Raw genomic sequence first — 14,257 nt, forward strand, 5'->3', positions numbered from 1 at the left:
TGATTTGAAATCGCTCTTGGGATTTATGCAAAATGCTCATTTATATTTGAACGACGATTTTACCGAAATACTGTTTTCCTTCAGCCAAAAGTGCGAAGGCTTCGCCGATTCGGCTGAGCGGGAATACCCGGTCAATGACAGGATGTAAACGATGGCGGGAAATGGCACGATTCATGTTTTCGAAATGTTCCCGGTTACCGACTTGGCTGCCGCGAATCGTCGCAGCCTTCTGCAAAATGCTGGTGACATCAAACTCAGGAATAGTCAAGCCCGATAAGAAGCCGACCATGTTCACAGTCCCTCCGGTACGAAGTGCATTGATGGATTGCGCCATTGTTGCCGCTCCCCCTACATCCAGGACATGGTCGACTCCGCCGTCTGTCAGCTCCAGAACCACCTTATCCCACTCGGGAACTTCCGAATAGTTGATTGTCTGCCATGCGCCGAGATCCTTTGCCCGTTCCAGCTTGTCATTGCTGCTCGATGTGATAATTACCCTTGCTCCCGCCATCAGAGAGAATTGAAGCCCAAAGATGGAAACACCGCCTGTTCCTTGCAAGAGCACCGTATCCCCCGCTCGCAGCCCACCGGATTCCATCAGCATGCTCCATGCGGTTAATGCTGCAATCGGCAAGGTGGAAGCCTCCTCCCAAGAAAGGTGATCCGGAATGGCGACGACCCCTTCTTCATGCAGAACGATATATTCAGACGCCACTCCACTGAGCGGGCCTCCCAGACTGTCCTTTAAGACCTCCGCTCTCGTGCTCCCGCCAATGAATTTCTGTTGTAAATTTGCCGCTACCCTTTGTCCAATCTGAAATTTTGTCACCCCTTCGCCCACAGCTACAATTTCACCCGCTCCATCAGATAACGGAATAAAGGGAAATTGAATGCCGATCGGCATTAGCCCGTTGATAATCACCAAATCACGGTAATTCAGGGACGCTGCCCTTATGCGGATCAGAACTTCCAGCCGTCCCGGCACCGGTATGTCAAGTTCCGTCAAGGTTAACTCTTCAAAGCCAAAACCGTCTTTCAGTTGCACTGCTTTCATTTTGGTTGTCCTCCCTGTAATGTTAAACTTTTTACCTAGTATGGATACAGTGTATTGCGAAAGAAACACCGTTTCTTATACAATACACTGTATCCAATTGTCTTCAAGACGTCAATCTTTACTTTAAAAATAAAAACGGTCGTAAACTGCCTCCGGGCTTTTGACGTTCCTTACCAAGTAAAATTGGAGACTGGGTGGCTTCGCTTGTCCAGGACTTACTCAGGTGGGCAAGCAGACCAAAAAACGCGAGTTGCAGGGGTGAAATAACCTCTGCAACTCGCGTTTTTTACATTAATGGTGATAAAGCGCTGTCCAATAGAATTGGAATTTGCTTATGCCACAGCCTTATTTAAGCTCCAATTTTTATAAACTACGTCTACTTAAATTTGTTCCTGACTATATTACGCTACTAAGCATAAAATTGGAGGGCGGACCAGACTCCGGCTTGCCAAACAAATAACCCTGAGCCAGTGACACACCTGCTTCACGACAAAATTCAAAATCCTCCATCTGCTCTACGCCTTCAGCCAACACTTGGCCTCCAAAACGAAAAGCCGATTCTACAATCCCTGTAATTTGCCGCTTCTGATCACTGTTACTATGACAGCCGTCAATTATACTGCGGTCAATTTTAACATAATCCGGCTGAAGGCAATTCATAAGCTCTGTCGTAGAATAACCTGCCCCCACATCGTCCAGGGCTACCGAAACTCCCCGATTGCGATATTGATCAAAGATATGATGCAAAAAATTAAGGTCGTCTATCTCTTCCGTTTCTACGACCTCAAATACAAAATCCTTCGTACTCATGGATAACCGATCAATCGTCTCAAAGGTGTGATTCAAGCAATAAGCCGGATTATAAATGGTGGAAGGGAGAAAGTTAATAAAACGTTTAATTCCCGCCGGAAGGCATGTTGCACTTTTTTCAATAGCGGAAATACGAGCCGAGCGATCCAGATGAGCATGCAAGCCAGCTTCACGGGCGATTTCAAACAGCCGGAAAGGCTGAAAAGGTCTCTCTGCATGTGACGGACGCAGCAAAAACTCAAACCCGATAATATCCAGCTTGTGGTCAACAATAGGCTGCATATGGCTGGAAAAACTTTGATCCTTAATAATACTCACGATATCTGGATGTTGCAGTCTGGCTTGCAATTGACTAAATAGAAGCCAGTCCTCATATCCTTCGATATAATACAAGCCCGTTACCACAACTTGCATATGGTTCAGGTATTCCTGCGGCAGACGAGCCAGTCCGTTAACCAACTGTTCCAGCTCTGAACGGCTGTCAAAGCGAAACTCTATGCTGCCCTCACGCCCATGTTCCTGCTTCAGTTGTTCCGATAGCATACCCAAACCATCTAATGCTGGAGTAAGCGACACCCTGGAATGCCTAATTCTGAGCAATCCTTGATCCTTAATAGGTAATATGATGCTGCAATTGCTGCATGTCATAATGGTCCTCCTCGGAACAATTTTCCGGTTTTTTCACCATTATATCACAAATAACTAGAACAAAAGCACTATATAATTACGTGTTTTTACAAAAAAGTAGCTTATTCTTAACGACAACTTAGGACTTAAGTACATATTCGACAAAAATCAGAAAACTTTTTGCAATCATGATAAATTCGGGGCTGTTGTTTTTGGTATCAAAAAAAGCAGCAAATCTCTTGGTTAAAGAGACTTGCTGCTTCATTCTGATATTGAGTGGAAACTAAAATCCGAAGTTATTTGGACGCCTTCGGCTTCGTTGTTTTAGCTGGTTTAACAGCTGCAGGTTTGGTCGTTTTAACAGCTGGTTTTGCTGTTGCTTTCACGGGAGCCACAGCTTCCTTTACAGGAGTCGTTGCTGCACTAGGCTTAGCGCCAGCTTTTAAGCTGTATTTGGCAAAGCCGTCTGCCGCGCTGCTCAAGTATGAAATTTGTTGATTTCCTGCCAGCACGTCTTTGGCATCAGGAGAGGACTCGAAAGTAACCTTTGCCTGACCAAAAGGAGCAATAGACCAATTGCCATCCGCCGATGGATTAATCGTTCCGTTCGTACGGATATAGTCAATAATGACCTGGCGACTTTCATCCGGTGCTGCCATCACAATTCGTTTGCCATCAGGGTTGGCCAGTTTGGATGAGGAAGCACGATAGTTATTGGTGGCTACGATAAATTTCTGCGCAGGATCAATAGCCTTCCCATTGTATTGCAGATCCTTGATACGATGCGCTGAAGAATCAATAATCGTTCCCTTGGCATCATATCGTGCAGGCTGAGTTACATCAATCTGGTAATTCACACCGTCAATGACATCAAAATTGTAGGTTGGGAAATCTTTGTTGATCAGCAATTGCTCCTCAGTTTGCTTTGGATCAATGCGGTTGAACTGACCCGCAGACCACTCCAGCCATTCCTGAATTTCAGCTCCGGTCACTTCTACAGCATGAACCGTGTTCGGATACACATACAGGTCGGACACGTTTTTAATCGCTACCGTACCTTCAGGAATGTTGGTGTAATACTCGGCTCCATTTCGACCGCCGGCCTTGAATGGAGCGCCTGCCGACAATACGGGGAGATTTTCGTATTCAGTTCCTTTAAGATGGTTTTGAACATACCATTTCTGTGCATTCGTTACTATTTGAATGGAAGGGTCGTCCTGCACTAATGCAAAATAGCTGTTAATTGGTGCAGTCGTTGTTCCGACAGGTTGACGAATATAATCCAGCGTTCCTTTATGCTCTTCCTTGATCGAATCTGTCAGTTTGTAGTCAGGAGTAAACTGCAAAACCTGGTTTGTGGTACTCACAACCGGACGCACTTCAGACTGAGAATTCGTTACGTGCCACTCATTTTTTTTCTTTTCCAGGCTCAGGTCAATAATGCCCAGATCCTTGCCCCATGAGGAAGCTTCTACAGCTGGTACGCCATTAATGGTTCCTTTATCCAGGTCTACACCGCTCATCCCTTTAAAATCGGGGCCGGGGAAAGATTTATGAGCGTGCCCAAACAGAATAGCGTTAATTCCGTCCACCTGGCTCAAATATTTAACGGCATTCTCCATCATTGGTGTTTGCGGCACATCCTCATAACCTGTATGCGCAAGCACAACAATAATGTCAGCACCTTCCGTTTTCATTTGAGGAATAAGCTTTTTCGCCGTTTCCACAATATCCTTCGTAACAACCTTGTCTTTTAAGTTGGCTTCATCCCACTGCATGATTTGAGGAGTTACCAGGCCGATTACACCCACTCTGAGCGTATGGTTGTCACCCTTCTCATCCGTTATCGTTTTATCGAGAATCCGATAAGGAGTAAAGTAATTTTTAGTACCTTGACCCCCGTTGTCTATATACACATTTGCATTTACGTAAGGAAAATCGGCTCCCTTGAGCGATTTTTCCAGAAAGCTGAGACCGTAGTTGAATTCGTGGTTGCCCACTGTAGCCGCATCATAGCCCATCAGGTTCATCATCTTGTAGACAGGATGGACACCGCCTTCTTTCTCAAAGGTTTTGTTTCTGGCCATATAATCGCCTAATGGATTGCCCTGCAATAAATCACCGTTATCGAATAGCATGCTATTTCTTGCTTCACTACGCGCCTGTTGGATCAGTCCGGCTGTGCTAATCAAGCCATATTCGTTGGTTTCTTTGTCTGAATAGTAATCATAGTTCATCAGCGACGCATGAATATCCGTTGTTTCCATGATCCGCAAATTCACCGTAGCGCTATCGCGAGAATCGCTAGCTGCCCAGGATGGAGCGGCCGAAAACACCAGCATGCTACAAGCCACAACTGCTGCTGTAAACCCTTTAAACCAATTTTTACGAAATAACAAAATATACCCCTCCTCATTAAGGTGTATGCCTCATATACATACTTTTGCACATATACGTAAGCCTTGAACCCACCATTTCTATTTTAATCCAACGCCAGATAAAAGAGTAGTCATTTACTTAAATTATTTATGAAAAAATAATTAATTTCCTCAAAAATAAAAACCAGCAAACCTCCTAAAAAACTCGGAGATTTACTGGTTTGTCCATTTATATTCTTAATTATTTATTCCACACTTGGCGCTCAGATTGCTGACCCACATACTCAATGCGTGTCGGATTCACATCCAGAATGACATAATCGGGATCATCCGGTCCGGAAAACCATTCCTTCAAGGAATCGTTCCACACTTGTTTGCGCAGCCCCTCATCAGCTGTGATCTGGACGGTAGCCTCCACTTCTACGACTTCCTTCGTACCGCCAACTTCATAACCCAGCAGCAGATAAGCATTCGGATTGTCCTTTAGCTCATCCACTTTATGAGTTTTGCGATCTGTCGCCAGATGAATGTTCATTCCATCGTTAAAAAGGGCCATATAGCGTACTTTCGGTTTGCCACCCTCTACCGTACCTAACGAGCAAAATTTGTTGTTATCCAAAGCCTTCACAATGGCTTGTTCCAGTTGGTTGCGATCCAATGTTCCCGTTTTACCCACAGTACAACAACTCCTTTTCACGAATTTGAATTCTCTACGGCCACGCCATTGGGCACCAGCCCATCTGAACCTACCTGCGTAGCTGTTCTGAAAATAACATGACCGGATCGAATCGAATTGATTCATGCTCATTTTCAGATCAAAGCTCACAGTAAAAGTGTACCCTGTGGTTCGGCAAATGAACCGTCATCTCTCCCTTCATGCTGGACAGACCCGCATTCAAGGCATATAATCGTCGTAGTAAACCCGAATAAATGAACCCATTAAACCATACAATGCCAGGGGTGCTGGAATCGGCCGGCTGAGAGTGTGTCCCAAGACACTGACCCTTACAACCTGATCTGGGTAATGCCAGCGTAGGAATGCTTAAGCAAGATGTGCCTTTTTTACATAGGACCATCCCTTACTTTGGTATATACAAGCGCAAGCGTCCCGGAAACTCGGGGCGCTTTTTTTGTTGAAGATTAAGTTGTTGGAAAGATCGCATCCGGCAGATGTTATTTTTAGAAAATGGGGAACTTAAGCTGTCTGATTGGACGGATAACGGGTAATTAAAGGAGAGAACACAACGATGAAGCGCATGAAAATATTAAGCCTGGGACTGATCAGTCTGTGGCTCATGGCCCTGACCCTGACCGCTTGCGGTGGAAGTCCCCCCACATCCCAAGAAGCGGCTCCCGCTACCGACACTCAAACGTCTACTCCGGCAAAGGGGCTCAAAGATGTTAAAGTCGTGCTCGACTGGACACCCAATACGAATCATACGGGACTCTATGTCGCTAAGGACAAAGGATTTTACGAAAAAGCGGGTTTGAATGTCCAAATTGTTCAACCTGGTTCAGGCGGAGCTGATCAAATGGTTGCTTCTAATGCTGCACCTTTTGGTATCAGCTACCAAGAAGGCGTCACACAGGCTCGTACGCAAGGCGTGCCGCTTGTATCCATCGCTGCGGTGATTCAGCATAATACCTCAGGCTTCGCAGCCCCGGTAGATCGTGGAATTAAGAGCCCGAAAGATTTTGAAGGTAAAAAATACGGCGGTTGGGGCTCTCCCGTAGAAGAAGCGGTCATGAAATCCATCATGGATTCAGACAAAGGCGATGTGAGCAAAGTGAAGATCATCAACATGGGCAATGCAGACTATTTTACAGCCGTGAAGCGGGATATCGACTTTGCCTGGATTTTCTACGCATGGACCGGAATCGAGGCCCAGCTTCGAGGTGAGCCATTGGATATGCTGTATGTAAAAGATTATTCCAAAAGCCTCGATTACTATACACCTGTAATTGTGAGCAACGAACAGACAATAAAAAATGATCCCGAGCTGGTCAAAGCGTTCATGGACGCTACCGCACAAGGCTATGAATACACTATCGCTCATCCGGAAGAAGCCGCAGACATCTTAAGCAAAGCTGTACCGGAGCTGGATAAAAAACTGGTACTTGCCAGCCAAAAATGGCTAAGCCCGCGTTATCAGGACGATGCCGCGCAATGGGGTGTGCAAAAACCGGAGGTATGGCAAAACTATTCGGACTGGATGTACGAACGCAAGCTGCTCAGCAAGCCTTTGGAAGTCGATAAAGCCTTCACAAACGGTTTCCTGCCCAAGCGTTGATCATTTGTTAAACGCTAAATAAGACTGAACTAGAGAAGTGAACGAAGCGCCACTACGCAGTCGGATGGTGCTTCCCATCGCTGTTGTACCCAGATTTCTTTTATGAATATCCAGAGGTTGAAATCTGGGTACAAAGGCGAACGCTAACGCTTGTACAGCACCATTCCGCCCACTTCGTTCTCGTTCTACTTGGTTTATTCTTTAGTTTTTCATATTATCTAAGCGCTAAGTAGGTGCGCTTGTGTGTTAAAAATGCCACACAAACCAGCTTTAAAAATAGGGTGCTTTTAAGGCGGTTGGCAGCGTAGTGGTTCATTTGAATCTGGAGAAGCGCAGCGATCGTAAGATCAAATGAACCGCGAAGCGGTCTCCCCGCCTTAAACCACCATATTTTTTTAATAACACTCCAAATAAAGGACAGGTGAATTTGCATGGCTAACACACTGCTCAGTATTCAAGTAATCCCTAAAACTCCTAATAACGAGGACTCTTACACGTATGTAGATAAGGCGATCGAGGTCATTCAGCGCTCCGGTGTCAAACATCAGGTGAATCCATTGGATACGACCATGGAGGGCGAGCTCGACGAGTTGCTGAAAGTGGTTAAAGAAATGCACGAGGCTTTGACGGAAGCGGGCAGTCCCAGCGTCATTTCACAGATCAAAATCGCACATAACCCACAAGGCATCAGCATGAACAAGCTGACCGAGAAATATCGCCCATGAATCCGAAAGGCAAGAACGCATCCTGGTGGAAAAGCGTATGGCCGCCCTTTGTGGCGGTCCTCTTCTTTTTAGCGGCCTGGCAGGGGGCGGTTTCCTATTTGCATGTTGAATCCTGGCTGCTGCCTGCTCCATCCCTCATCGTACAAGAGGGCATAGCCCAGACGGCGCTGCTTGGTGCCCATACATGGGCTACGATTCGTCTGACACTTGCGGGATTCGCGATAGGGACAGCAACGGGACTGTTGATCGCCATCGTTCTTCATACGATTCCTTTTCTCAAATCCGCCCTGTATCCGCTGCTTATTCTGAGCCAAAACATTCCAATCATCGCCCTGGGACCGCTGCTCATGGTGTGGTTTGGTTTTGGCGTGCTGCCCAAGCTGATGGTCATTACCCTAGTATGCTTTTTTCCCGTGGCTGTAGCGGCCATGGACGGGCTGACTCGAACAGACCGTACGATGATGAACTATATGCAGATGTCGGGTGCAAGCCGCATGGCTATTTTTATGAAGCTGGAGCTGCCACATTCCCTGCCGCAAGTCTTTTCTGGCGTTAAAATTGCTGCTACCTATAGTGTGATGGGTGCGATCATTGCGGAATGGATCGGAGCTAGTGAAGGAATTGGATATTATATGCTGCTGCAAAAATCAGCCTATCGCACGGACCTCATTTTTGCCGCCATCGGCATTATTGTTACACTCAGCTTACTCATGTTTGTGGTTATTTTACTACTGGAGAAATGGCTGGTTCGCTGGAAACCCGATCGAGAGTAGCTTCCTCCTTGAATTACATACAGCAAAGAAAGGACGTGGCGCGTATGAGTCTGCATCCGACTGACTTATCATCACACAACGTGGCTAATGAACAACGAACCGGGGAACAGCAGAGACGATCAACTGCTCCTCCTGCTTTGGAATTGGACGGGATCAGCCTCGCCTTCCGCGAAAAGCGAAGCCTACTGCCCGTACTGCAGGATGTATCCCTCACAGTCAAGCCAGGAGAATTCGTTTCCCTCATCGGTCCGTCAGGCAGCGGCAAAAGCACGCTGTTTCACATCATCGGCGGGCTACTCAAACCACAGCAGGGACGTATCCGTATGCACGGACGGGACATGACTGGTGAACGTGGGCATATCAGCTATATGCCGCAGCAGCCCGCCCTTTTCCCGTGGCGTACCACGCTGGACAACGTACTGCTTGGGCAGGAAAATGCTCCACGTAAAAATACAGCAGTACCCCCTCAGTACGCCAGTGAACGTGAGCGTCGCAAAGAAGCCTTGCAATGGCTCGAACAGGTTGGACTTGGTAAATTCGCCAAGGCGTATCCACATACGCTGTCTGGTGGAATGCAACAGCGCGCAGCCTTTCTTCGCGCACTGCTCAGCCCACAGGAATTAATGCTGCTGGATGAGCCGTTCAGCGCACTCGATGCGCTGACACGTGCAGACATGCAGCAATGGTTATTACGGATGTGGGAAAAGAACCGCCGTTCTGTGCTGTTTATTACCCACAGCATTGAAGAAGCGTTGCTGCTCTCCGACCGCATCTATGTGCTGTCGGCGCGACCTGCTTCAGTGGTGCATGTCGTAGATGTCCCTTTTCCCCGCCCGCGTAGGGAAGAAATCACCCTCGATCCGCTCTTTATTGAATGGAAGCGGACCATGACCAGCTGGATGCGCGAGGAAAAACATAAACTGGACGGCGACATGGACAATGCTCAGAGCGTCCACAAGAATATCCCGGAAGATGGATTGAATCGACATGAGTGACGTAAAAGTTCGATGTGCATTGAAATGGAACAGCCAAACAAAGCCAGGCTTGGATTTGACCGCAATTGGACCCGCTCCATTGATCGACGCGCATATTCATGTAGACAGCTACCCGCCCGAACAACAGGAATTATTGCTCGCTTCACTTGCCAATAGCAGCGTCCAAGCCGTGATAGCCGTGTCGATGCATCTGGGCTCCAGCCGAGCCAATCTGCAGTTAGCCAAGCGTTACCCCGGGCTGGTACGACCAGCCTTTGGCTTTCATCCCGAACAGGCTCTTCCACCGCAAGCTGAGCTTGAACTCTTGTTCAACTGGATGGACGAACATGTACAGCAGATGGTCGCCGTGGGTGAAGTCGGCTTGCCCTATTACAATCGGCTGGAAGCCTCACAGAGCGGTTCACCTTTTGACCTCGCTCCCTACATAGTGCTACTAGAGCGCTTTATCCAGTTTGCAAGCAAGCATAACAAGCCCATTGTCCTGCACGCCGTTTATGAGGACGCAGACATCGCCTGTGACCTTTTGGAACGTCATGGCATCACACAGGCGCATTTTCACTGGTTCAAGGGCTCTACCGCCACGATCGAACGTATGGCCCGGAACGGCTATTATGTCTCCTTCACACCGGATCTCTTGTACGAAGAAGAGATCCGCAGTTTGGCAAGACAGTATCCGTCTGATCAGATCATGGCAGAGACAGATGGTCCTTGGCCGTTCGAGGGACCTTTTACTGGACAAGAGACACATCCCCGGATGACTGCCGACGTCATTCATGCGTACAGCAAACTGACCCATCAAGATGAATCTGCCGTCCGTCAATTATTTTATGAAAATACGAGACGCTTTTACTCACTATCTGATTGATAAAGGCATACCAGCTATTTACTGACTGGAAGGTTTACAACCACAACATGCAACCAAAGCAAAGAACCTCCTTATTTACGCGGGACTTCATCATACGTAAATAAGGAGGTTCTTGTATTTTCAAACGTATATAGCTCAAATACTACTTGTATTTTGCAGAGTTTTTTGTCGCCACTCAGCTTTTATTGCTTCAAGAAACCCTTCTGTTCCAAAAATGGCTTCAACTGCAAGCGCGCTGGCTCGGTCAGTCTCGCAGCCATTTGCTCAGACCATGGCGTAGAGCGTTGACCGCCTGTACGTTCCTTCAAATATTCCGCTGATGTGTGATCGTATACCTCTACAGCTTTCATCGTCTGATTTTTGTCGTAACCGTTCATATGCAAAACACCGGACAGTGGAAGACGTGGACGCAAGCCCGTTTCCTGATCCGGTACACCAATACACATACCGAACACTGGATACACCAGCTCTGGCAACCCTAACAACTCAGATACCTCTGCTATTTTAGTACGAATGCCGCCGATGTAGACGATGCCCAGGCCCAGTGATTCAGCGGCTACCGCTGCATTTTGTGCGGCTAACGCGGCATCAATGGTCGCAACCGTATAATTTTCAACGGAACCTTCATAGGAAGGCTGACCTGGCTGATGGTGTAGTGTGACCTGCTTCAGACGGTACAGATCTGCGCACCATACCAGAAACGCGGGGCATTGCTCAACGTAAGCCTGTCCTCCTGCCAACTCGGCCAGTTTTGTTTTTAAAGAAGGCTCGGTAACGGCAATAACGGTATATGCCTGCACATTACTGGACGAGGAAGCCATTTGGCCAGCTGCCACAATAGCTGCGAGCTGCTCGTCGGTAATGGGGTCTGACTTGAATTTTCGCACAGACCGGTGGTTCATCAACAAGGAAATCGTATCATTCATGACTGCTTCACTCCTAATCCATAATATAAGCTCTTTATCTACTTCAAGCTGTGAGTATACGAAGAAGTTCTTGCATGCTTGCTTGGCACTCCTACAAATATTATGGAACTTTCGCTAATGATAAGCAACCTGACGTGATAAAAGTTGAATGGTTTTAAAAAACAAACGCAACAAAAAGCAAGTACGCAACAATTGTGCGTACTTGCTCTATACTCTGATAATAACTTTATCTCGCAACAGATGTCCGACAGTACGCTATCCTGCTAATACATCCATACATTTACAGCTTCACCCGTTGGAGACGCAGTGCATTCAGCACGACCGAAACAGAGCTAAATGCCATGGCTGCTCCCGCCAACCATGGGGCAAGGAAGCCCAAAGCGGCAATCGGAATACCGATCACGTTATAACCGAGCGCCCAAAACAGATTTTGCCGTATGTTTGTCATGGTCCGGCGGCTCATTTCGATCGCATCAGGAATGCTGTTCAGGTTGCCACGCATGAGGGTAATATCCGCCGCCTCCATGGCCACATCCGTTCCCGTGCCCATCGCCATCCCAATATTAGCAGTAGCCAGCGCAGGCGCATCGTTAATACCATCCCCAACCATAGCTACGATCATGCCCTGCTCCTGAAGCCGTTTCACTTCTTCAGCCTTTCCTTCAGGCAGCACCTCCGCCAGCACTCGTTCAATTCCAGCCTCGGCGGCAACAGCCCGCGCAGTCCGTTCATTGTCACCCGTAATCATGATCACTTCAATGTTCATCGCGCGCAGACGGGTAACTGCCTCCCGTGACGTTTCTTTAATCGTATCCGCCACGGCCACCAGTCCAGCATAGGCACCATCCACAGCAACAAGCATCGCGGTTTTCCCTGCGCTTTCCAGCTCATTCATATGCTGCTCAGCTGAGTCATCTATCGCGATGCCTTCCCTGCTCATCAATCGGCGTGTACCCGCCAATACCTGCTTACCTTCCACATGCGCTTTCACACCATAACCCGGAATATTTTCAAAATCTGTCGGTCCTACCAGCTCAATGCCTCGATCTGCAATCCCCTTTACAATGGCTTCCGCCAGCGGATGCTCCGAGCTTTTTTCTGCCGCACCGAGCAAACGCAGCAAATCCTTTTCAGCCAAGCCGCTTGCTCCAAGCATAACATCCGTCAGCTCTGGCTTGCCATTCGTAACTGTACCTGTCTTATCCAATACCACTGCGTTGACTGAACGGGTCATCTCCAAATGCTCGCCGCCCTTGAACAGAATACCGTATTCAGCGGCACGTCCCGATCCTGCCATAATAGACGTTGGGGTTGCCAATCCGAGCGCACAAGGGCAAGCAATGACGAGAACTGCAATCATTTTCTCCAGTGAGCCTGCAAAATCAGTCGGCGTCACAAGGAAAAACCAGACGATAAAGGCCAACACAGCGATAACAACAACAATGGGGACAAAAATACCGGAAATCTGATCCGCAATCCGCTGAATCGGAGCCTTGGAGTTTTGCGCATCTTCCACGACCTTAATAATACGGGCCAACGCCGTATCACCACCCACACGCTCAGCCTGGATACGTAGTACCCCGTTTTTATTGAGCGTCGCCCCTGTAACTGCGGAACCTGCTTCTTTTTCAACCGGAAGACTCTCACCACTTAACATAGATTCGTCCACTGCCGAACGTCCGTCCACGACCACACCATCGACAGGAATTTTCTCGCCAGGTCGTACAATAAAGATATCCTTCACACGTACCTGTTCGATTGGTATATCAAGCTCTTGTTCATCACGTACTACACGTGCCGTCGTTGCCTGTAGACTCATCAGGCTCTTGATCGCCTCGGACGAACGCCCTTTGGCTACCGCTTCGAACCATTTACCAACCAAAATAAGCGTAATTAGCACCGCGCTTGTCTCGTAATACAGCTCTGGCATAGTCATGACAGGCATTCCCGCCATTCCCTCCATGACATCAGACGGACGCAGAGTAAGGTACAAGCTGTAAAAATAAGCCGCAGATGTACCCAGTGCAACTAACACATCCATATTCGAACTGCCGTTACGAAGCGCTTTGTACGCGCCCACATAAAACTGCCAACCAATGACGAACTGAATCGGCGTTGTCAGCACTAGTTGGAACCATGGATTCAAGAACAGTTCTGGCACATAAATCCATGATGTAAAGGAAAAATGAGCCACCATTGCCCACAACAACGGAAATGACAGCACTGCAGACACAATCCACTTCCATTTTTTACGATGGATATCCTTACTGCGCACATCCGCAATATTGTCCTCAGCGCTCTGCGGAATCGCTCCGTAGCCTAGCTGTTCAATCTTGCTCACCAGATCACCAACCGCAATACTTCCCGCTGCATATTCCACATGAGCTGTTTCCATCGCCAAATTTACCGTGGCACCTGTTACACCAGGCATCCGATTCAATCCCTTTTCAATCCGGGTTGCACAGGCCGCGCAAGTCATGCCCGTCACATTCAGATTGGCTTCTTCACTTACAGTTCCAAACCCAAGAGAAGCAATTTTATCGCGAAACTCAGGGATCTCCACCTGCTTGGGATCATAGGATATCGACGCCTGCTCCAAAGCCAAATTCACATTAGCCTGTGCCACACCATCTATTCGATTTAAACCTTTCTCAATACGGCTTGCGCAGGCGGCACAGGACATCCCCGTAATATGAAGCGTTGTCTGCTTGTCACCGTCGGTCGCACGGTTTTCCATGATAACCCTCCTCCTATACCCCAGTGGGGTATATCATATCCAAAAAGAAAAAGCTTCTAATATGGAAGCTTCTCCT

At 47.8% G+C, this 14,257-nt stretch carries 11 protein-coding genes and 1 riboswitch; of the genes, 5 read left to right on the forward strand and 6 right to left on the reverse strand.

Translation table 11 applies throughout. The features are described 5' to 3' along the window. Positions 1 to 40: 40 nt before the first annotated feature. The 4 genes from MHB54_RS10705 to MHB54_RS10720 all read right to left on the reverse strand — a co-directional run bounded on the left by MHB54_RS10705 (position 41) and on the right by MHB54_RS10720 (position 5,545). Positions 41 to 1,054, reverse strand: coding sequence for a zinc-dependent alcohol dehydrogenase family protein (locus tag MHB54_RS10705; protein WP_053324489.1), 1,014 nt, complete (start codon positions 1,052 to 1,054; stop codon positions 41 to 43). Positions 1,055 to 1,450: 396 nt separating this feature from the next. Beyond that, complete coding sequence (locus MHB54_RS10710) at positions 1,451 to 2,512, reverse strand: EAL domain-containing protein (RefSeq protein ID WP_264454261.1); 1,062 nt, start codon at positions 2,510 to 2,512, stop codon at positions 1,451 to 1,453. A gap of 275 nt (positions 2,513 to 2,787) precedes the next feature. After that, on the reverse strand, positions 2,788 to 4,890 hold the full coding sequence (locus MHB54_RS10715) for a bifunctional 2',3'-cyclic-nucleotide 2'-phosphodiesterase/3'-nucleotidase (RefSeq protein WP_264454262.1): 2,103 nt from the start codon (positions 4,888 to 4,890) through the stop codon (positions 2,788 to 2,790). A gap of 220 nt (positions 4,891 to 5,110) precedes the next feature. After that, complete coding sequence (locus tag MHB54_RS10720) at positions 5,111 to 5,545, reverse strand: pyridoxamine 5'-phosphate oxidase family protein (RefSeq protein WP_023986705.1); 435 nt, start codon at positions 5,543 to 5,545, stop codon at positions 5,111 to 5,113. Positions 5,546 to 5,815: 270 nt separating this feature from the next. Next, positions 5,816 to 5,925: riboswitch (TPP riboswitch) on the forward strand. A 191-nt stretch (positions 5,926 to 6,116) separates the two neighbouring features. On the opposite strand from MHB54_RS10720, the gene MHB54_RS10725 reads away from it, so the two are divergent. The 5 genes from MHB54_RS10725 to MHB54_RS10745 all read left to right on the forward strand — a co-directional run bounded on the left by MHB54_RS10725 (position 6,117) and on the right by MHB54_RS10745 (position 10,518). Then, entirely contained in the window at positions 6,117 to 7,160 is a 1,044-nt protein-coding gene (locus tag MHB54_RS10725) for an ABC transporter substrate-binding protein (RefSeq protein WP_023986704.1), read from the forward strand. A 431-nt stretch (positions 7,161 to 7,591) separates the two neighbouring features. After that, positions 7,592 to 7,885 carry an MTH1187 family thiamine-binding protein gene (locus tag MHB54_RS10730; protein WP_053324485.1) on the forward strand — a complete coding sequence of 98 codons (294 nt, stop codon included), beginning with the start codon at positions 7,592 to 7,594 and terminating at the stop codon, positions 7,883 to 7,885. Next, positions 7,882 to 8,658: an ABC transporter permease gene (locus MHB54_RS10735; protein ID WP_264454264.1), complete on the forward strand. Its 777-nt coding sequence runs from the start codon at positions 7,882 to 7,884 to the stop codon at positions 8,656 to 8,658. Before MHB54_RS10730 ends, MHB54_RS10735 begins: the two co-directional genes overlap by 4 nt. 44 nt (positions 8,659 to 8,702) lie before the next feature. Further along, positions 8,703 to 9,653, forward strand: a complete 951-nt coding sequence (locus MHB54_RS10740; protein ID WP_264454786.1) for an ABC transporter ATP-binding protein — start codon at positions 8,703 to 8,705, stop codon at positions 9,651 to 9,653. After that, positions 9,646 to 10,518: a TatD family hydrolase gene (locus tag MHB54_RS10745; RefSeq protein WP_254348728.1), complete on the forward strand. Its 873-nt coding sequence runs from the start codon at positions 9,646 to 9,648 to the stop codon at positions 10,516 to 10,518. The genes MHB54_RS10740 and MHB54_RS10745 overlap by 8 nt, the downstream gene beginning before the upstream one ends. A gap of 182 nt (positions 10,519 to 10,700) precedes the next feature. On the opposite strand, the gene nfsA is transcribed toward MHB54_RS10745, so the two are convergent. Both nfsA and MHB54_RS10755 read right to left on the reverse strand, forming a co-directional pair. Further along, positions 10,701 to 11,444, reverse strand: a complete 744-nt coding sequence (gene nfsA / locus MHB54_RS10750; RefSeq protein WP_023986699.1) for an oxygen-insensitive NADPH nitroreductase — start codon at positions 11,442 to 11,444, stop codon at positions 10,701 to 10,703. A 280-nt stretch (positions 11,445 to 11,724) separates the two neighbouring features. Further along, a complete protein-coding gene (locus MHB54_RS10755; protein ID WP_264454265.1) occupies positions 11,725 to 14,181 on the reverse strand; it encodes a heavy metal translocating P-type ATPase in 2,457 nt (818 codons plus the stop codon). Positions 14,182 to 14,257: the final 76 nt, after the last annotated feature.

Origin of the sequence: Paenibacillus sp. FSL M7-0802 (assembly GCF_038004945.1) — a bacterium.
In the GTDB taxonomy this organism is placed as follows: Bacteria; Bacillota; Bacilli; order Paenibacillales; family Paenibacillaceae; genus Paenibacillus; species Paenibacillus polymyxa_B.